Below are 18666 nucleotides of genomic sequence, written 5' to 3' on the forward strand. Positions count from 1 at the left end.
TACCGGAAAAAATGGGAGCGGCGTTCGCCGCTCCCAACTGTGTTGTTGTTCTTGGTGATTAGCCCAGCTTTTGCCGAATCAGTTGTTCGGCCAAGATGTAGTCCACTTGCTCCGCTTGCTCGATCGGGTCGCAGAGCGCGGCCAGAATATCGTCATTGATCCGGCCGCGGCGCAGCGCTTCGGCATACGGAATATGCTGGAACATCACCATCGAATAGCGCGGGCTGAATAGCTGCGGCCAGCGTTTCTCCAATTCGAAGCCAACGGTTTTCTTCAATTGGAATTTCGGATCGCGTACCGTCGCCCGCATCTCGACATAGTTTTCCTGGGCCATCAGGGCAATCGCTTCGCCATTGGGTTTGCGTGCCGCCGCGTAAGCGGCGAAAACCGGCTGCCAGTTGTCGTGGTGCTCGTCGAGCAGACGGTTCAGATCAAAACAGTCTTCAAAACCACAATTCATGCCCTGACCGTGGAACGGAACAATGGCGTGCGCGGCATCGCCGATCAATAGCGCCTTGTTCTGCACATACCAGTTCGGGCAATGCACGGTGCCGAGGAAGCCGGTCGGGTTACGGAAGTAAGTCTCGGCCGCATCCGGCATCAGTTTCAGTGCGTCGGCAAAATTCTGTTCGAAGAAGCGGGTGAAGCTGGCGTGGTCATGGAGCGCGGCAAAACTGACCGCACCCTGATCCGGGGCAAACAGCGTCATCGTGAAGCTGCCATCGTTGTTTGGCAGGCCGATCATCATGAAATCGCCTCGCGGCCAGATGTGCAGCGCTTCCTTTTCGATGCGGAAGCTGCCGTTGGCGCCGGCAGCAATATTTAGCTCTTTATAAGAGTGGAACAGCTTCTCTTCGATGCTGGCCTTGCCGTGCAGCGCATCGATGGCCTTTCGCACCACCGAGCCGCCGCCATCGGCACCGATCAGCAGCTCGAAGTGATGCGGCTGCTGGGCGCCGGTTTGTTCGTGCTTGAGCAGAATGCGTTGCTGGTTGAAGTCAATCTGCTCGATGCCAGTCTCGAACACAATTTTGACTTTGCCGGTTGCTTCCGCGGCCGTCATCAGCAGCTTGTTCAGCTCGCCGCGGGAGACCGAGTAGATCACTTCGTGCGGCTGCTGGCCGTATGGAACCAACTGGGTCTGGCCCTGTTCGTCGTGCAGCATCCGGCCTTTCATCGGAATGATGATGTCGCGAACCTGCTGCATCAGCCCGAGCTCTTCCAGCGGCCGAATGCCCCGGTTGGCCAGCGCCAGATTGATCGAGCGGCCGGCGCTGATGGCCGCGGTGCGCATGTCGGGACGCTTTTCGATTATCGTCACGTCGTAGCCGCGACGGGCCAGATAAACCGCCAGCAGCGAGCCGACCAGACCGGCGCCGATCAGAGTGATGTGTTGTGGTTTCATTCCATTTCTCTCCGCGTTTATGCGGTCAGCAAAAAAATTTTGATGATCGGCTGGCGGCTTCGGTCACCAACCACCCCCATCCCCTCCTTGACAAGGAGGGGAGCAAGACACGCCAGCCAATCCAATCCCCCTCCTTTTCAAGGAGGGGTTAGGGGTGGTTGAGCGCCATCGATGCGGTAGTGGCAAAACGCGCCAGCGCTATCATTCAACCCTGCGCCGTCTTCTTCAGGATCTGTACAAAGCGCCAGACATCTTCAAAGCTGTTGTACAGCGGCGCCGGTGCTGCGCGCATCACGTTGGGTTCGCGAAAATCGCAGGTGACGCCCTGATCTTCCAGCTTTTGTTGCACCTGCTTGGCGCTCTGGCCGTGCAGCTTCACCGTCAGCGACAATTGGGCTCCGTGCCGACGCGGTTCATACGGCGTCAGCACATGAATGGCGTCACCGAGTTCCTGCTCCAACAGCCAGCGCAGGTAGCCGGTCAGCTCCAGTGACTTTTTCCGCAGCGGATGCATGCCGCCCGCCGCCATGAAGGTGTCGAGCGAGGCACGCACGGCCGCCAGCGACAGAATGGGTGGATTCGATAACTGCCAGGCTTCCGCAGTTGGAATCGGATCGAATTCCGGACCCATCTGGAAGCGAATCGATTTGTTCTGGCCCCACCAGCCGTGGAAGCGCGGCAGCGTCTGGCCAAGATGTTTTTCGTGAACAAAAGCGCCAGCCACCGAGCCGGGACCGCTGTTCAAATACTTGTACGAACACCAGGCGGCAAAGTCGACATTCCAGTCGTGCAGGTTGAGCACGATATTGCCGACCGCATGCGCCAAATCAAAGCCGACGGTGGCACCGACGGCGTGACCGGCTTCGCTGATCGCGGCCATGTCGAGCACTTCACCGGTGTAGTACTGCACACCCGGCAGCAGCACCAGTGCCAGCTGTTTACCTTCGCGTTTGATGAGCTCAACCAGATCTTCCTGACGCAGGCAGTCTTCGCCGGCGCGCGGCTTGGCCAGCACCAGTGCTTCTTTGGGATCAAGACCATGGAAGCGCAGCTGCGATTCGACCGCATAGTGATCCGACGGGAAAGCGTGGTCCTCAATCAGGATCTTGTATCGCTCTTTGCTCGGCCGGTAAAAGCTGACCATCAGCAAGTGCAGATTGACGGTAAGCGAGTTCATGCAAATCACTTCCTGCGGCAAGGCGCCGACCAGCTGGGCCGAAGCCTCGGTCAGGAATTCGTGATAGGGCAGCCAGGAATGTTTGGCCGCGAAATGGCCTTTGACGCCCATTTGCTGCCAGTCTTTCAGCAATTCATCGACATAGTCAGCGGTGCGCTTCGGTTGCAGACCGAGCGAGTTGCCGCACAGATAGATTTCATCGTGGCCTTGATGGCGCGGAATGTGAAACTGGTTGCGCATCCCATGCAGCGGGTCGGCACCGTCGAGTTTCTGGGCAAAAGCGAGATTGTTCTCAAGCATGGCAGTTCTCCATCGACAGCGATCGGTGTGGTGAGTCGGAGCAATACAGATTCAAGGCAAACGCCGCTGGCGCTTGCGTGCAGACAGGTTCAGGCATGGTCTGGCTCCAGTGGCAGCAGAAAAGGCCTGCTCGGTGCCGCATCCAGCTCGAATGCCGGCAATTGCAAATTGAGCAGATAAAGACCGTCGCGCAGGCTGTCCGGGACAAACACCATTTCGGTGACGGTGCGCTGTAGCGCCGCTGTGGGTGCCGGACCATGACTGTCTTCGGCAACCTCCCAGAACAGGTGATGCGCGGTCAGATGACCGTTGTCGTGCATTTTGTCCAGCGACGGAAAATCGACCAGCAAATGCTGAACACCGCGCAGGCGCAAGTACTGCATTGCTTCGCGGGTGAAAAATGGCGGTTGATGGCTGTCGCCGTAGCGCGCCGTCTGTTTGTCGCGACCGTTTGGCAAGGTGCGCACGACCAGTGCCGCCAGCCAGTCATTGCCGATGCCATCCAGCGCCCGCTGCAGCGTCACCTGCGTGATGACCTGATCAGCCGGCGCCAGCACCGGCGTGTAGTGATCGCTGCACTGATTGGCGGCGACCGGGTTGACCGAAATCAGAGTTGCCGGCACCAGCAAATCGCGGGCGCTGCGATTGATCGAATGCAGCTCATTGACGATGTGGCTGACCGATTCGGTATGGGTGCCGTTGCAATGCGGATTCAAGCTCAGCTCCGGCACATTGCAGCTGCCGCCACGCCGGGTATCGCCGACCCAATCACCGGCCTGCATCGGTTTGGCCTGGGCGGTCGCCGCGCCAAAATGGTTTGGCTGCGGGCCGTTGAAGTGCAAGGGAATGGCCAGCGATACCGCTTCACTCAAGCGGACGGCAAACCGTTGCCCTGCCAACTGCATCGTGAGTTTCATGTGCTCGTTCTTTCCTAAAAGTCAGCCGGTCTTTCCCAAATCATCAGCCGAGGAAATGGCCTTTCGGCAAGTTCAGCCATTCCAGCGCCGTGCCGTGCAACAAGCGGGCGCGAATGGCGTCGTCATCGAAGGTTTCACGGATCAGTTTGCCCGGCAGCAATTCACCGAGCGGGAACGGGTAATCGGTGCCGAGCGCGAGGCGATCGGCGCCGAGCAGATCGACGACATATTTCAACGCCAGCGGATCGTGCACCAGCGTATCGAGGTAAATGCGCTTCAGGTAATCACGCGGGTTGACGTTGTTGTCAACGGCGCACAGATCCGGCCGCGCTTCGAAACCATGGCTGATGCGACCAATGGTGTGCGGGAAACTGCCGCCACCATGGGCAAATGCAACTCGCAGCCGCGGCAGCTTTTCCAGCACGCCGCCGAACATCATCGAGGTGATTGCCAGACAGGTTTCAGCCGGCATGCCGACCAGCCATTGCGCCCAGTACTGACCCAGTCGATTTACGCCATTGCTGTTCTGGCTGAACATGTCCCAGGGATGGACAAACACACAGGCGTTCAGATCTTGTGCTGCAGCAAAAATATCGAACAGCGCCGGATCGTTGAGGTTCATGCCATTGACGTTGGAACCGATCTGGATGCCGGGAAACTTCAGCTCCCTGACGCAGCGCTCCAGCTCTTGAATGGCGAGCTTGCTGTCCTGCATCGGCACGGTACCGAGCCCGACAAAGCGGCGCGGGTGATCAGCGACAACGCAGGCAATGTGATCATTCAGCAGCCGTGACAAATCAAGCGCGTGCTCCGGCTTGGCCCAGTAGCTGAACATGACCGGCACGGTCGACAGCACCTGGATGTGCACGCCGTGTTGATCGCACTCCTGCAGGCGCACCGGACCGTCCCAGCAGTTGCTGTCGATTTTGCGGAAGAACTTGCCATCCTGAACCATGTTGGCGCAGCCGGGGCCGCAATGCTCCAGCTGGATGAAGCCGCCATAGCCGTAACGCTCTTTCAGGTTCGGCCAATCGCGCGGCAGGATATGGGTGTGGATGTCGATAGTTAGCATTTTGGTTTTGCTCTACTTGGAGACATCAACAAGAAATGAGTAGTCAATGAACTCTTGGCTTGGCCAGACTGCTGTTACCACAAGCAAATACTGTCCTTCATCCAAATCCAAATTAATTGTTGGTGATTCTTTCTTGGAAATTTCCTGCTGCAACCAATGACGAGTCGGTGAAATCTGCCATCGAGACTGATTGCGGACAGTCGATGGTAGTTTGGTGGCAGCCGCGAGACCCCAAACTCTGTAGTGAAGCCGTTCTGGAAGTGTTTTATGAAAAAAAGAAAGCGTTAGTGGCTGACCTGGTTTCAATTTCATCGCATTTTCAGGGCTTGGCCATCCTCTACCATCCACTGTGCCTTTGTGCCGACCCCAGCAAAAGTTGAGCGGCAATCCGGCCTGCGATACTTCCGCAACAGAAAGTTTCGCACTGGGTGGTTCAATATTGTCTGTCTTTGCGGGAATGGTGCATTGATTAGATGGCGTCAGCTCAACGCACGCACTTGAACCACCTGCAGATAGAGCGGCGATCAGCAGTACGTATGCTGCTCGAGGCGACAGCATCACTTCACCGCCAACTTGTTCACCGCCGGCGCCACCGTGCCGCATTTTTTGCAGGTGCGTTTTTCTTCGCTGGCGAGGTAACGCTCGAACACCGGCAGAAAATCTTTCTCGACACTGTGCAAGGTGAAAAACTCTTCATACAGCTTGGCGTCGCAGTGATCGCAGAACCACATCAGGCCATCTTTCTCCTGCGGCAGACGCTTGCGCTCGACTACCAGACCAATGGAGTTGGCGTAGCGCACCGGTGAGTGCGGCACCTTGGCCGGCAACAGAAAAATCTCGCCGGCCTTGATCGGGTAATTGACCCGTTTGCCGTCCTGCATGGTCATCAGCAGCATTTCGCCTTCGAGCTGGTAAAAAAACTCCGGGCCTTCGTCGTAGTGGTAATCCTTGCGACCATTCGGGCCGCCGACCACCATAACGATGAACTCGTCATTTTCGAACACCTGTTTGTTACAAACTGGAGGTTGCAGCAAATGCCGGTGTTCGGCGATCCATTGCTGGAAATTGAACGGTGGAATGATGGTCATCGGTGTTCTCCGGGGCCGCGTGTCAATCAATGGTGGCGATGCACTTCAGCTCGATGGCAATCGGCGTCGGCAAACTCAGAATCTCGACCGTGGTCCGGCAGGGCGGGTTGGTGTGGAAATACTCGGCCCAGAGTTTGTTGTAGATCGCGAAGTCGCGCTTCATGTGAGTCAGGTACACGGTGACATCGACCAGATTTTCCCAGCGCGAGCCGGACGCTTCGAGCACGGTGCGGACGTTGTCGAACACCGAGCGGCACTGCGCCTCGATATCGGCACTGACAATCTTGCCGTCGGCATCCAGCGTGACGCCGGGAATCACTTTCGTGCCTTTCTGGCGTGGACCAATGCCGGACAAAAACAGCAGATTGCCGACCCGGCGCGCGTGCGGGTAGGCGCCAACCGGCTCAGGCGCCTTGTCGGAATGGATGGCGGTATGGCTCATCAATGAACCTCGTTATGGGTCAGCACCGGTCTTGAGCCGGTAGTGGTGGAACGGGACGCGAAATTGGCCGGGGCCGTGACATCACAAAAGCGAAAGCAGAGATACAGCATAGCGCCGGATCCGGCGCCGGGAGGTCAGGCAGGAAAGCACTTGCAGCCGGAACGGCTGGCGAAGATGGCGCCGGAAGACTTGGCGTGGTGGGCGTAAGGGCTCATGGCACTGACGTCTGCGGTTGGAGCCTGCGTTATACCGGCCCGGCTGCGGCCGGGTCAAGTCGTGTGCCGCCGGCTCGGGTCATCGACGCGGCAGTCACGGTGGTCGCCAGTACCGACAACGCCCGGCATAATGCCGGGCCGTTTCCGCGCAACTGAAACACTGGTCAGTTGCGGTGGTCATGCGCCCGGTTTTGTCAGAAATCCACACCCGCAAAGGATTGTTTGAGGTCAGCCATGTTGTCGTCCGCAGAAATCGCCGCCCGTCGTCACCGTCATGCCCGCTGGAGTGAACAGGCCCAGCAATTGTTCGAACAGAATCCTGCCCGGTACTGGACCGGATTGGCGCTGCTCATCGCAGCCGGTTATCTGCTGCTGACCTTGACTGTCATGACGCCATTGTTGGTGCTGGTCGCGGTGGTTGCGGCGCTGATATTCAAACCGATCCTGTTTCTGCTTTTGAAGAAAGCGATCATTTTTCTGTTTGCCCTGATCTATTGGCTGTTCAAGTCGCTGTGGGTCAAAGCAGAAATCCCGCAGGGCTATCTGCTGAACGAGCAGCAATGCCCGGCGCTCTTTGCCGAACTGCAGGCATTGCGCAAGAGTTTGCGCGTGCCGACCATTCATCAGGTCTTGCTCGATGGTTCGTACAACGCTGGCGTGATTCAGACGCCCCGGCTGGGCCTGCTGGGTTGGTATCACAACACGCTGGTGTTGGGGTTGCCGTTGTTACTGACCGTGGATACCGCGCAGGCCCGCGCCGTGCTGGCCCATGAGCTCGGGCATTTGTCGCGCAATCACGGCGCGTTCGGCAATTGGGTGTATCGGCTGCGGCTGCGCTGGTGGCGCGTGCTGATGGTTCTCGACAATGCTTCCGAAAGCGGTGCTCGCGGCCTGGCCCAGACCATCGAGCGGTTCGTGTCCTATTTCAGTGCCTATACCCTGGTCTATGCGCGGCGCTGCGAATTCGAAGCCGACGCGGTTGCGGCCGAGCTGACCTCGAAACCGGTCGCGGCATCCGCGCTGGTCGCGACGCATGTCAGTGCCAGCTGGTTGGACGATGCCTTTTGGCAACCCACCTATCGCCGCGCCGATCATGAAGCAGAGCCGGTCGCTGATATCTATCAGCAACTGCGCGCATTCACTCAGCAGCAGTCGGTACCAGCGGCTGATGTCGAACGCTATCTGGCGGCATTGCAACGCCGACAAGTCGAAGCGTTTGACAGCCATCCGCCGACTCGCGAGCGGGTCGCTGCGCTGGAGCAGATACCGCAATGGCAGCCACCGACACAGCAAGCTGCAGAGCGCTGGCTGGGCCCGGCGCTTGACACCGTGCTGAACGATTTCAGTCGGCAATGGCGCCAGTACCACGCGGAAGGCTGGCAAAGCCATCACCAAAGCCTGCAGGCAGATCGTGAGCGTTATCAGGCCATCCGCACCATGGACGACCATGCGCTGAGCAAGGACGAGCAGTGGGATCTGGCGCGACTGACCGAGCGTTTTCAGCCGGACGCTGATGCGCTGGTGCTGTATCAGCGCTTTCATGACCAGTATCCCGATGATCTGACTGGCCAGTTTGTGCTGGGCCAGCGTTTGTTGGCGAAAAACGATGGTCGCGGCGTCGAGTACCTGACCAAGGCCTACGAAGAATTTGCCTTGCGCGAAGCGGTCTGCGCCTGTTTGGTTGATTATTTCATTGGCCAGGCCGACAGCGAGCAAACTGAACGCTGGGAGCGTCGCGCTCGCGAGCATCACGATGCCTTGCGAAGTGCTCAGGCCGAACGCGCCACACTGCTGAAAACCGACAGTTTTGAGTCAGCCAATCTGGACGCGGAAGCGTTGCAGCAGTTGCACTACAGCCTGCTGCAGACTGCCGCTATCAAACGGGCCTGGGTTGCCCGCAAGATCGTCCGCCATCCGGGGCCACCGGTTCATGTGATTGCCATCGAAGTCGGCGGATTTTTTACCAGCAATGGCAAAGTCCAGGCTGCCATGCAGGCGGCTGCGCATGGCATGCGTAACAGCATGCCGGTGCTGGTGGTGGCAACACAGGGCGGCACGGCGGAACTGGGGCGCAAAATCAAACTGGTGGGGCAGGCGATCTATCCGGCGTGAGAGGGTTGTCGCGCGCGGGCGCTGTTAGTCGTCAGAAAAAAACAGGGCGCATCGAGCGCCCTGTTTCGTTTTTTTGCAAATTCCTCCGATCAGGGAATCGCACTGGTCGTGTTGGCTAGAGTTTTGACCAGCTCATGCAGGAAGTCCCGGCCGTCATACAGCGATTGCACCCGGATGCGCTCGTTCAAGCCGTGGATGCCGCCGAGATCCGGGTCAATAAAGTACGCGCCAACGCCGTAGGTCGGAATGCCGGCGGCGCCGGTGAACTGCCCATCAGTGGCGCCACTCTGGAAAATCGGTAGCAGCGGCACGCCGGGATAAATTTTGCTGGCGATTTTTTCCACCGGCTGGGTGATGGCTTTGGTCAGCGGTGGCGCCTTGGTCGCCGGGCCGCGGATTTCCTTGGTGGTGACTTTGATTTCCGGATCGGCGACCAGATCTTCCAGCGTTTTTCTGACGCCTTCGATCGACTCTTCCGGGTGGATGCGGCAATTGACGTTGGCCGTCGCGCGCTGTGGCAGTGCGTTGGTCGCGTGCCCGGCTGACACCATGGTCGCGACGCAGGTTGTGCGAATCATGGCGTTCCAGAGCGGATCGTCGGTGATGAGGTTGCTGGCCGTCGCCGGCGCTTTCACCAACTCCCGCATCGCCTCACCAATGGCGCCGCTCTTGATGTCGGCCATCCTGCTGAAGTACTCGCGGGTGGCATCGTTCAAATGAATCGGAAACGCGTAGGCGCCGACTCGGCTGAGCCCGGCAGCGAGATGGTAGATCGCGTTGTTCTTGACCGGCTTCGAGCTGTGGCCGCCGATATTGGTGACTTCGAGCTGGTAGTTCTGCGAGGTCTTTTCACCGGCCTGCAGGCTGACCATCAGCCGTTTGCCCTGTTCATCCAGTTGCGCCATGGCGCCTTCGTTCAAGGCAAAGCCGGCGTCGATCAGCTCGCGCTTTTCGCTCGACAAATATTGGGCGCCGTTGAATGCGCCGCTGGTTTCCTCGCCGCAGGTCAGCGCCATTTTGATGGTGCGCTTCGGTTTGAATCCGTCCTGCAGAAAGCGCACCAGCGAATCGACCCAGACCGAGGCCATCGCTTTGTCATCGAAAGTGCCGCGGGCGTAGAAATAGCCGTCCTCTTCAATCAGCGTGAACGGATCGCGGGTCCAGTCCTCGCGCTTGGCTTCCACCACATCAATGTGGGCCAGCAACAGCATTGGTTTCAGTTTCGGATTGCTGCCCTGCAACACGGCGACCAGATTGCCTTCACGCGGATGCTCCGGCACGGTGATCAGGTGAATGCCCGACTCCGGCATGCCGGCCTTGCGCAGGCGCGCCGCCATTTTTTCGGCGGCCTCGGTGCAGCTGCCGGACGACAGGGTGGTGTTGGTTTCGACCAGTTCTTTGTACAGCTCGCGGTAGGCGGCTTGATCCGGTCGTAGCGTGTCGGTGGCGTTGGCGGTTTGCGTCAGGGTAAGCAGCAGGGCTGCGCTGAGGCAGGTGATGAACTTGTTCATGTGAGGCCATGGCTCGGTGTGGGCGAGGTGGTTGGCATCGTATAGCAATTGGCCTGAGTGATGTTGCGCTCAGTAAACGTACTTGCTGCTAGTCGAATGCTTAGTGCCCCCTCCCCTGCGAGGGGGAGGGCTGGGGTGGGGGCTGAATTACGAGATGCTATTCGAAAACCGTCTCGTATTTTGAGAGTGCCGGCTCTCGCGCCGGCGGGCGAGATACTTTCTCTTGCTCGTGCAAGAGAAAGTATCCAAAGAGAACACGCCCCACGCGCCAGAATCGGTTTGGTTGCTTCGGCCGACTCCGCCCGTCGCTTCGGCGTTAGCGGCTTCGGGCACGTGCTGATGCGGCGTCCTGCCTTATCAGCACTGCGCAAGCCATCCGGGCTTGCGCACCCGGCCGCTAACGCCGAATCGCCGGCTGGCGCGAATGGGGGCCCCGTTTTCTAGCTGAGCCGGATGCTTCGGCAATACCACCCAGCCTGTCATTTCGGCGAAAGCCGGAATCCATTGTCTTCTCTACATCAAAATCAAATTGGATTCCGGCCTTCGCCGGAATGACAGGCGTGATTTGCTTTTTTTGGCGCGCAGCGTGCTTTTGACTTCCCCGCCCGTTCGACGAGCCGAGCAGCGGAATGGAGTCTGGGTTAACAGCCCGCAGCGTAGCGAAGGGGCGAGGCAGGACGCCGAAGCCTTTTGTGACTGCACAAGGATGTGCTGTCACAAAAGCCCCAGACGGAATGAGCAGCACAGGGAACCGTGCGAAGCACGGCTCGGAGCCTGGCAATGTTCTTTGGTGACTTTCTTGCGCCAAGAAAGTCACTCGGCCGCCGGGCCGAGACCCGGCAGCGGCCTTCAATTACGAGATGGCTTTTGGAGGGAAGTGAAAAATGTATCCGATTGAATCTGAAAATCGAATGCGTCTAAATTACTTTAGGCGCTTCAATTCCACCTCTATAGCAAAACTTGCCACTCGAATTTGACGATTCTGCGGGAGTGTATGGAGGGGTGAATAGCCATGGAGAGGAAATCAAAGATGATTCTGAACATTGCGCTTCATTCAATAATGCAAAGTCGACAATCTCATATTCCGCGCCAATAAGGGCTGCATCCTCTTGCGAAAGCTTTTCGACGCTTATGAGCCAGGGATTCACTGAGTCACCAAATTTCGGGCTATGGCTAAGCATCGTCGTGGTGAGCAGCGCTGGGGGGCTATTTTTCGACAGTGCTTGGAAAGTGTAAAGATAGTATCCCCCAAAGCGAAGGCAGATGGTGCATTCTGTCTCCTTGCAGTCTGAGGCTGGCTCATAGTTGGAGATCGACCCGTTAACGTAGCGGCCAATAAATACAGTCGTATTTTCAGCATGAGCAGTGAAAGCGGTAAGTGATAGCCAGAGTGAGGCGATGATTGGCGCATTCATAATTTAATACACACATTCTTCGCCTCAGTAAAAAACCTCAGCGCCTCCACTCCACCTTCCCGGCCAACTCCCGACTGCTTGACCCCACCAAACGGCGTCCGCAAATCCCTGAGCAACCAGCAATTCACCCAGACAATCCCGGACTCCAAAGCAGCCGCCACCCGATGCGCTCGTTTCAAATCGGTGGTCCAGACACTGGCCGCCAAGCCATAGGCCGTGCCATTGGCGTATCCCACAACCTCGTCTTCCGAATCAAACGGCGTAATTGTCGCGACCGGGCCGAAAATCTCTTCCTGATTGGTGCGGCAATCCGGCGCCAGATTTTCGAACAGGGTGGGCGCGATAAACCAGCCGTTCTGACAACGGCCTTCCGGTTTGACGGTGTGGCCGCCGGTCAGCAGCCTGCCGCCTTCCTGTTTCGCCAGTTCGATATAGGACAGCACTTTGTCAAAATGGAGTTTGGAGACGATGGCGCCTTGTTGATTGCCGGCATCCATCGGGTCGCCGACTTTCAGGGCTTTGACTTTGGCGGTCAGGGCATCGCGGAATTTGTCGTAGATACTGCGTTCGACATAAATGCGTGAGCCGCACAGACAGATCTGGCCTTGATTGCTGAATGCCGTACGCATCACTTCATTGACGGTCTGGTCGAGATCGCAGTCGGCGAACACCACGGTCGGGTTTTTGCCGCCGAGTTCCAGCGACAATTTTTTGAATACCGGTGCGGCGATGCGGGCGATATGTTCGCCGGTCTTGGTGCCGCCGGTGAACGAAATGGCTTTGATCTGCGGGTGACTGACGATGGCATTACCGCACTTGCTGCCAAGACCGTGGACGATATTCAGTACGCCCGCTGGCAGGCCGACTTCGCGGCAGATGTTGGCGAGCAGGAACGCGGTCATCGGCGTGACTTCGCTCGGTTTGGCGACGACACAGTTGCCGGCGGCCAGTGCCGGGGCGATTTTCCAGCTGAACAGGTACAGCGGCAGATTCCACGGGCTGATGCAGCCGACTACGCCGATCGGATCGCGCAGCGTGTAATTGATAGCCACGTCCGGCATGGCGTGGCTCTCGCTCGGCCACTGGGTAATGGCGTGAGCGAAGAAACGAAAATTGTGCGCGGCACGCGGAATGTCGACCGTGCGGGCGAGCCAGACCGGTTTGCCGTTGTCCATGCTCTCGGCTTCGGCCAGCGCTTCGTTCCAGTGCTCGAGCTTGTCGGCAATGGCACTGAGCAGGCGTGCCCGCTCATCGACGCTGGTGCGCTTCCAGGCCGGGAAGGCGGCGCGTGCAGCCTGCACGGCCAGTTCCACATCGGCAGCATCGGAGTCGGCGATGCGCGAATAGACTTCACCGGTCGCTGGTTCGTAATTGTCGAGCCAGTCATTGCTTTGCGCGGGCAACAATTCGCCGTTGATGTAATTCAGGATATCGGTCATGTCAGTTCTCGTGTCGCCTTTCAGTGGGCGCGAAAATCGTTGCTGCAGGTTGCGCTGAGCTTAACCACCCCCAGCCCCGCCCAGCCAAGCCCTGAGGGCTTGGCGCTTCGTGGGCACACAGTGCATTGGCACTGTGCTTTTCCCCCTCCGCCCTTGCCAAGGAGGGGAAAAAAGTTGGGTCACGCTGTGACAGCACATCGACCAATTGAACCGGTGTCAATCGATCCCCCTCCTTGTCAAGGAGGGGTTAGGGGTGGTTGAACTCCGTTCTTGCACTCGTCAGCTACGACGGCAAAAATCCGTACAAATCCGCACAACTTATCCGCCTACAAACACAGCGTGCGGCCGCCGTCTACCGGTACATTGATGCCCGAGACATAACTGGCCGCGGGCGACGCCAGAAAGGCAATCACGTTGGCGAGCTCTTCCGGTTCGGCAAAGCGGCGCAGCGGGATGCCGAGCTTTTCTTCTTCTTCGATGGCCTGCACGGACAGTCCACTTTTTTGTGCCTTGTTGGCGAAGATGGCTTCGAGGCGCGTGGTTTTGGTGGCACCCGGCAAGACATTGTTGACGGTGATGCCAAACGGGCCGAGTTCGCCGGCCAGGGTCTTGGACCAGTTGGCTACAGCGCCGCGGATGGTGTTGCTGACGCCGAGATTCGGGATCGGTTGTTTCACCGACGTGGAGATCACGTTGATGACGCGGCCATAGCCGGCGGCTTTCATGCCGGGCAGCAAGGCCTGCAGCAAAATCTGATTACAGATCAGATGCTGGTTGAACGCGGCAAGAAATTGTTCGGCGGTGGCGGCATGGGCCGGACCGGGCGCCGGGCCACCGGTGTTGTTGATCAGAATCTGGCAGCTGTCGCCGCGTGCCAAATAATCAGAAATAGCGTGGCTGACGGCGGCAGGATCGGAAAAGTCGGCCGATACTTGTTGGTGCCGCTGGCCACTGCCGGTCGGCAAGCTGGCCAGTGCAGTCGCCAGCTTGGCCGGGTCGCGCGCCAGCAGCGTCACTGACGCGCCCTGCGCTGCCAGACATTGTGCGGTGGCAAGGCCAATGCCTTGGCTGCTGCCGCAGACAAGCGCGCGGCGGCCATCGAGACGGACGTTCAGGGACAGGTTTTGTGGCGAAGCGCCGGGCGTGTTGGACATGTTCTGGTACCTCTGTGGGATGTGGATATTTAACCACAGGGCATTCGTGTGCGGCTAAATGCCGTGAATTAGTCGCCTGCAGCGCAGTCGGGTGCTGCGGTATAGTACGCGCCCTTTGGGGCCTGAGTCGGAGCCGATGAGTACGCATCACGAACTTTTCAAGAAGCGGATTGCTGTCACTGCCTTGAAACCTGGCATGTTCGTCTGCGAGCTGGATCGGCCGTGGTCGCAAACTCCCTTTCTGTTTCAAGGTTTTCCGCTGCTGTCAGCCGACGATGTGCTGGCGGTGCAACTGCATTGCGAATTTGTCTTCATTGATGAATCGCGCGCTATTGATATCGGGACGCCAGCACGGCGTCTGATGCTGGTGCCGCTGGCCGGTGAAGCCGACGCCGAAGCCGGTCATACGCCGGAGGTGACGCTGGCCGAAGAGGCCGAGCATGCCGGCTTTGTCCACGCCCACGGCAAAGCGGTGGTCGAAAAGGTCTTCAGCGATGTGTTGGCCGGTCACGCCATCCGGGTGCAGGATTGCCGGATGCTGGTGCGGCAATGTGTCAGCAGCCTGGTCCGCAATGAAAACGCCTTGATCTGGTTCTCGCGGCTGAAATCGCGCGATGAATACACCGCGCTGCATTGCCTGAGCGTATCGGTGCTGGCGGCCGGTTTTGCCCGCTTTCTTGGCCACAGCCAAACCGAGATGGAAGAGATCGCGCTGGCCGGCCTGCTGCACGATGTCGGCAAAATCCAGCTCGACCAAGCCATTCTGAACAAGCCGGAAAAACTGACTCCGGAAGAATACGAGCACGTCAAACAGCATTCGGAATTCGGCTATCAGTTGCTGACCGAACAAAGTGCTGGCGACTGGCCGTTGATCGCGGCGCGCAGCCATCATGAAAGGCTCGATGGTCGCGGCTATCCGCAGGGCTTGAAAGCCGAAGAGATTCCCTATGTCGCCCGCCTGATCGCGGTGGTCGATTGTTACGACGCCATCACTTCACACCGGGTCTATGATGCCGCGCGGTCGACCAGCAAGGCCTTCCGAGTGCTGATGGAAGAGAAAGGCCGGCACTTTGATGAAATGCTGGTGGAAAAATTCATCGAGTGGATTGGCGTTTATCCGGTCGGCGGCATTGTCGAATTGCAGACGGGGGAAATCGGCATTGTGGTCGCGGTCAATCCGCACCACCGGCTGAAGCCGGCGCTGGTCGTTGTGCGCGACGAGCTGCAGTTTGTCTGTCAGCCGCGCTATCTCGATTTGGCCACCGGCGAATTAGACCGCAACGGTCAGCCGTATCGCATCCGCGAAAGCCACCCGAACTACGCGTTCGGCATCGATATTCAACAGTACGAACGTCAGGGCCTGTTCACCGCGAAATACCTGACCGCGTCACCATTGGCCGCCAACGGCTGAGTCTTGTTGTTCACGCCTGATCATCCGCGTTTTGTCGTCCGAACATCACTGCTTGCTCGTCATGCTCAACATGCTCAAGGCGTCGTGGCCGGTTTGACCGTTTGCTGCAGCAGTCGGTTGAAATCCGGAATGGCCATCGGCCGATAGAAGTAATAACCCTGCACTTCATCAATGCCTTCGGCCTGGACCAGATCGAGCTGCGCTTCAGTCTCCACGCCCTCGGCGGTGATCTCCAGCTGCAGGGCCCGGCACAGTGTCACGATCGATGACAGCAAGGCCCGGCCGCGCGGTGACATGTCCAGATCGGAAATGAAGCTGCGATCAATCTTGACCCGGTCGAGTGGCAGTTCTTTCAGATAGCTGAGTGACGAATAGCCGGTACCGAAATCATCGAGCGCGATGCTGAAGCCGGTGTCGCGCAGCCGCTGCAGACGATCGCGGGCGAAGGTGATGTCTTCCAGCAAAATCGATTCGGTGACTTCCAGCTCCAGCATCTTGACCGGCGCATCGGACAGCCGGATAGCTTCGTTCAGCACCGCAAACAGCAGTTCGTCGCGCAGCTGCCGGCCGGACAGGTTGATCGCCAGATTGATCGCTTGTGAATTGCGTTGCCACTGCGCCAGCAGCCCGGCTGCTTCGCGGATTAACCAGTGGCCGATCGGCACAATCAAACCGAGTTCTTCCGCCAAGGGAATGAAGGTAGCCGGCGGCACCCGACCGAGTTCTTCCGGTTCCCAGCGCAGCAGCGCTTCGGCGCCGGTGATGCTGCGCGTGGCCAGTCGCACTTTCGGTTGGAGGGCCAGGGTAAATTCGCCGTTGTCGACGGCCCGCCGCAACAGATTGCTGAGCTTGACCCGGTGCAGCAGGTTCTCGTTCATTTCCGGTCGGTACAAGGCAAACCGGTTGCGGCCTTCGCGCTTTGCTGCGTACATGGCGGCATCGGCTTGCCGCAGCAACTGGCTGGCATCGGTGCCATGCACCGGCGCGACGGTAATGCCGATGCTGGTGGTGACGGTAATGTCCTGACCAGCAAGCTGGAACGGATCATTCATCGCGTTGACGATTTTCTCGGCGACCAGCAGATACTCGTTCTTTTCCGACTCGATCAGAATCGCGAATTCATCGCCGCCCCAGCGTGCCACCAAGTCGCGTTTGCGCAGCGTCTGCTGCAAGCGTTCGGCTACCTGCAGCAACAGTGCGTCGCCGGCGTGATGACCCAGGGCATCGTTGATTTCCTTGAACCCGTCCAGATCGAGGAACAGCACCGAGATTTGCTCACTGTCGCGCAGCGTGGGCAGCTGATGATGCAGACGCTCCTGAAACTGCTGGCGATTGGGCAGTTGGGTGACGGCATCGTAACGGGTCAGCCGTTCGACACTTTCGGCGGCGCGCCGCCGCTCGCTTATGTCGTGCAGGGACAGCACAATCTGGGTCAACTCGCCAGCGCTGTCGCGGACCTGGCTGCTGGCAACCTCGACTGGCGTGCGATTGCCCTTGCGGTGCAGACAGCTCAATTCGCCGTGCCAACTCTTTTGACTTTGCCAGATGGTCCAGGGGAACTGGCCGTCGCTATCGAGCAGCAATTGATCCAGCTTGGTGCCCGACAACTGATGCATGTCGATGCCGAACAAATCCGCGCAGGCCTGGTTGGCCTGCAACACCCGGTGGTCCGGCGCCAGCACCACAATGGCATCGCGGGTGTTGGCAAACGCTGCCGCCAGCAGGCGCAAATTGTCTTCCGATTCGCGCTGTCCGGTGATGTCTTTGCGGGTGCCGCTGATGCGCAGCGCCATGCCGTTGCGATCGCGTTCGGTGGCGCGACCGCGCACCCGCACCCAGCGCCAACCCTCCGGTGCTTTCGCCCGGTATTCGGCCGCATAGTGTTCGGCATGACCAAACAGATGGGCATTCCAGGACAGCATCGCCGACGGGAAATCATCGGGATGGATGCGCGCCGTCAGCTCCAGCCAATTGACGGTTTCCAGCGTTTCCTGACCATCCGGATCATTGAAGTAATGCAGTTGCATCGAGTCGGTGCCGGCATCCCACTCCCAGATCATTTCGCCGCTGCCCCACAGCGCCAGACGCAAGCGGTGCTGTGCGTCCGACATGCTGGCCAGTGCGCGCTGCAAGGTCTCATTGCTCTGATACAGCTCGCGCGATTTTTCCGACAGCAATTGCTCGGCACTTTTGCGCGCTTCGCGTTCGCGCTCCAACCGGCGCAGCAGCAGCGCCGGATCGCTGGCGTCGGGCAGGGCGCTGGTGCTGGGCTGCGCGCTGCTGTTGGTTAGGGAGTCGTGTTCGTGGCTCATTGGCGAATCAACTCAAAACGGGCGCCGGCCTGACCATCCTGGCTGGGCAAGTTCTCGCGCAGCAGTTGCAGCGGTTCCGCGTAATGGCGGATGCAGCCGCGAATGAGGCCCTCGGCCAGATCGGCCATGTCGCGTGCCGAGCGATACAGCAGCACTAGCCGGTCCGGTTCGTGACGTTCAACGGTGAAGCTGGGCAACTCGGCATGGCGATAGAGCTTGTGCACTTCGCGGTGGATGTGGGCATCGACACTGGCCAGCAGGCTGAAGCAGTCCGGCTGGTCGGCAAACATGGCGGGATAGAGCGTCAGGAAGCGGCTGAACAGGTGTTCACCAAAAGCCTGCACCAGCAGTGGCACCGGCTGCTGCGTTTGCCGCGCCAGCGCGTCGACCAGTGCCAGCATTTCCTGATGCGGATAGTTGCCGACGGCGGTGTAACTGCCGCCGCTGGCAGGCTGCACGGCGGTCAGTAGTTGGTCGGCCAGGGCCGGCGACCAGCGCTGTTCGACCATTTCCAGAAATTCGGTAAAGACCATGCCGAGCACTGTCGGACGCTCCGTGCCGGCAATCACCGACAAAGGGAAAACACATCTGGAAAGTTATAGCTGGCGGGCGGTCAGTCAGCCAGTAAGGCCCGGTTTACCGGCCCGACTCGGTCAAACACCGAGGTAGCGCTTTGGCTCTGTTGCGCCGCAACGT

At 58.9% G+C, this 18666-nt stretch carries 15 protein-coding genes; 2 read left to right on the forward strand and 13 right to left on the reverse strand.

The annotated features are described in order from the left end of the window. Positions 1-58: 58 nt before the first annotated feature. The 7 genes from HPT27_RS18790 to HPT27_RS18820 all read right to left on the reverse strand — a co-directional run bounded on the left by HPT27_RS18790 (position 59) and on the right by HPT27_RS18820 (position 6401). Entirely contained in the window at positions 59-1426 is a 1368-nt protein-coding gene (locus HPT27_RS18790; protein ID WP_328820734.1) for an FAD-dependent oxidoreductase, read from the reverse strand. Positions 1427-1610: 184 nt separating this feature from the next. Continuing rightward, the gene (kynU, locus tag HPT27_RS18795) at positions 1611-2882 is read right to left on the reverse strand and encodes a kynureninase (RefSeq protein WP_172246684.1); all 1272 of its coding nucleotides are present in this window, start codon (positions 2880-2882) and stop codon (positions 1611-1613) included. 89 nt (positions 2883-2971) lie between these two features. Further along, positions 2972-3799 (reverse strand): cyclase family protein, encoded by an 828-nt coding sequence (locus tag HPT27_RS18800; protein ID WP_172246686.1) that lies wholly within the window; start codon positions 3797-3799, stop codon positions 2972-2974. Positions 3800-3842: 43 nt separating this feature from the next. Continuing rightward, entirely contained in the window at positions 3843-4871 is a 1029-nt protein-coding gene (locus HPT27_RS18805; RefSeq protein WP_172246688.1) for an amidohydrolase family protein, read from the reverse strand. Positions 4872-4883: 12 nt separating this feature from the next. Further along, positions 4884-5474, reverse strand: coding sequence for a hypothetical protein (locus HPT27_RS18810; protein ID WP_172246690.1), 591 nt, complete (start codon positions 5472-5474; stop codon positions 4884-4886). Then, positions 5429-5959, reverse strand: coding sequence for a 3-hydroxyanthranilate 3,4-dioxygenase (locus HPT27_RS18815; RefSeq protein WP_172246692.1), 531 nt, complete (start codon positions 5957-5959; stop codon positions 5429-5431). The genes HPT27_RS18810 and HPT27_RS18815 overlap by 46 nt, the downstream gene beginning before the upstream one ends. A gap of 22 nt (positions 5960-5981) precedes the next feature. Beyond that, positions 5982-6401 carry a RidA family protein gene (locus tag HPT27_RS18820; RefSeq protein WP_172246694.1) on the reverse strand — a complete coding sequence of 140 codons (420 nt, stop codon included), beginning with the start codon at positions 6399-6401 and terminating at the stop codon, positions 5982-5984. A 449-nt stretch (positions 6402-6850) separates the two neighbouring features. Between HPT27_RS18820 and HPT27_RS18825 the strand changes: the two genes are divergently transcribed. Further along, on the forward strand, positions 6851-8728 hold the full coding sequence (locus tag HPT27_RS18825) for a M48 family metalloprotease (protein WP_172246696.1): 1878 nt from the start codon (positions 6851-6853) through the stop codon (positions 8726-8728). Between the two features lie 89 nt (positions 8729-8817). Here the strand turns inward: HPT27_RS18825 and HPT27_RS18830 are convergent, their stop codons facing one another. The 4 genes from HPT27_RS18830 to HPT27_RS18845 all read right to left on the reverse strand — a co-directional run bounded on the left by HPT27_RS18830 (position 8818) and on the right by HPT27_RS18845 (position 14247). Beyond that, positions 8818-10239, reverse strand: a complete 1422-nt coding sequence (locus HPT27_RS18830) for a M20/M25/M40 family metallo-hydrolase (protein ID WP_172246698.1) — start codon at positions 10237-10239, stop codon at positions 8818-8820. Positions 10240-11156: 917 nt separating this feature from the next. Next, positions 11157-11654 (reverse strand): hypothetical protein, encoded by a 498-nt coding sequence (locus tag HPT27_RS18835; protein WP_172246700.1) that lies wholly within the window; start codon positions 11652-11654, stop codon positions 11157-11159. Beyond that, complete coding sequence (locus HPT27_RS18840; protein ID WP_172246702.1) at positions 11651-13093, reverse strand: aldehyde dehydrogenase; 1443 nt, start codon at positions 13091-13093, stop codon at positions 11651-11653. The genes HPT27_RS18835 and HPT27_RS18840 overlap by 4 nt, the downstream gene beginning before the upstream one ends. Positions 13094-13419: 326 nt before the next feature. Next, positions 13420-14247, reverse strand: a complete 828-nt coding sequence (locus tag HPT27_RS18845; RefSeq protein ID WP_211198124.1) for an SDR family oxidoreductase — start codon at positions 14245-14247, stop codon at positions 13420-13422. Positions 14248-14383: 136 nt separating this feature from the next. On the opposite strand from HPT27_RS18845, the gene HPT27_RS18850 reads away from it, so the two are divergent. Further along, the gene (locus HPT27_RS18850; RefSeq protein ID WP_172246704.1) at positions 14384-15658 is read left to right on the forward strand and encodes an HD-GYP domain-containing protein; all 1275 of its coding nucleotides are present in this window, start codon (positions 14384-14386) and stop codon (positions 15656-15658) included. A gap of 74 nt (positions 15659-15732) precedes the next feature. Here HPT27_RS18850 and HPT27_RS18855 read toward each other — a convergent pair whose 3' ends face one another. Both HPT27_RS18855 and HPT27_RS18860 read right to left on the reverse strand, forming a co-directional pair. Beyond that, on the reverse strand, positions 15733-17970 hold the full coding sequence (locus HPT27_RS18855) for a putative bifunctional diguanylate cyclase/phosphodiesterase (protein WP_172246706.1): 2238 nt from the start codon (positions 17968-17970) through the stop codon (positions 15733-15735). Continuing rightward, positions 17967-18503: a heme NO-binding domain-containing protein gene (locus HPT27_RS18860; RefSeq protein WP_235951135.1), complete on the reverse strand. Its 537-nt coding sequence runs from the start codon at positions 18501-18503 to the stop codon at positions 17967-17969. Before HPT27_RS18860 ends, HPT27_RS18855 begins: the two co-directional genes overlap by 4 nt. Positions 18504-18666 lie beyond the last annotated feature (163 nt).

The sequence above is a fragment of the Permianibacter fluminis genome, assembly GCF_013179735.1.
GTDB lineage: Bacteria > Pseudomonadota > Gammaproteobacteria > Enterobacterales > Permianibacteraceae > Permianibacter > Permianibacter fluminis.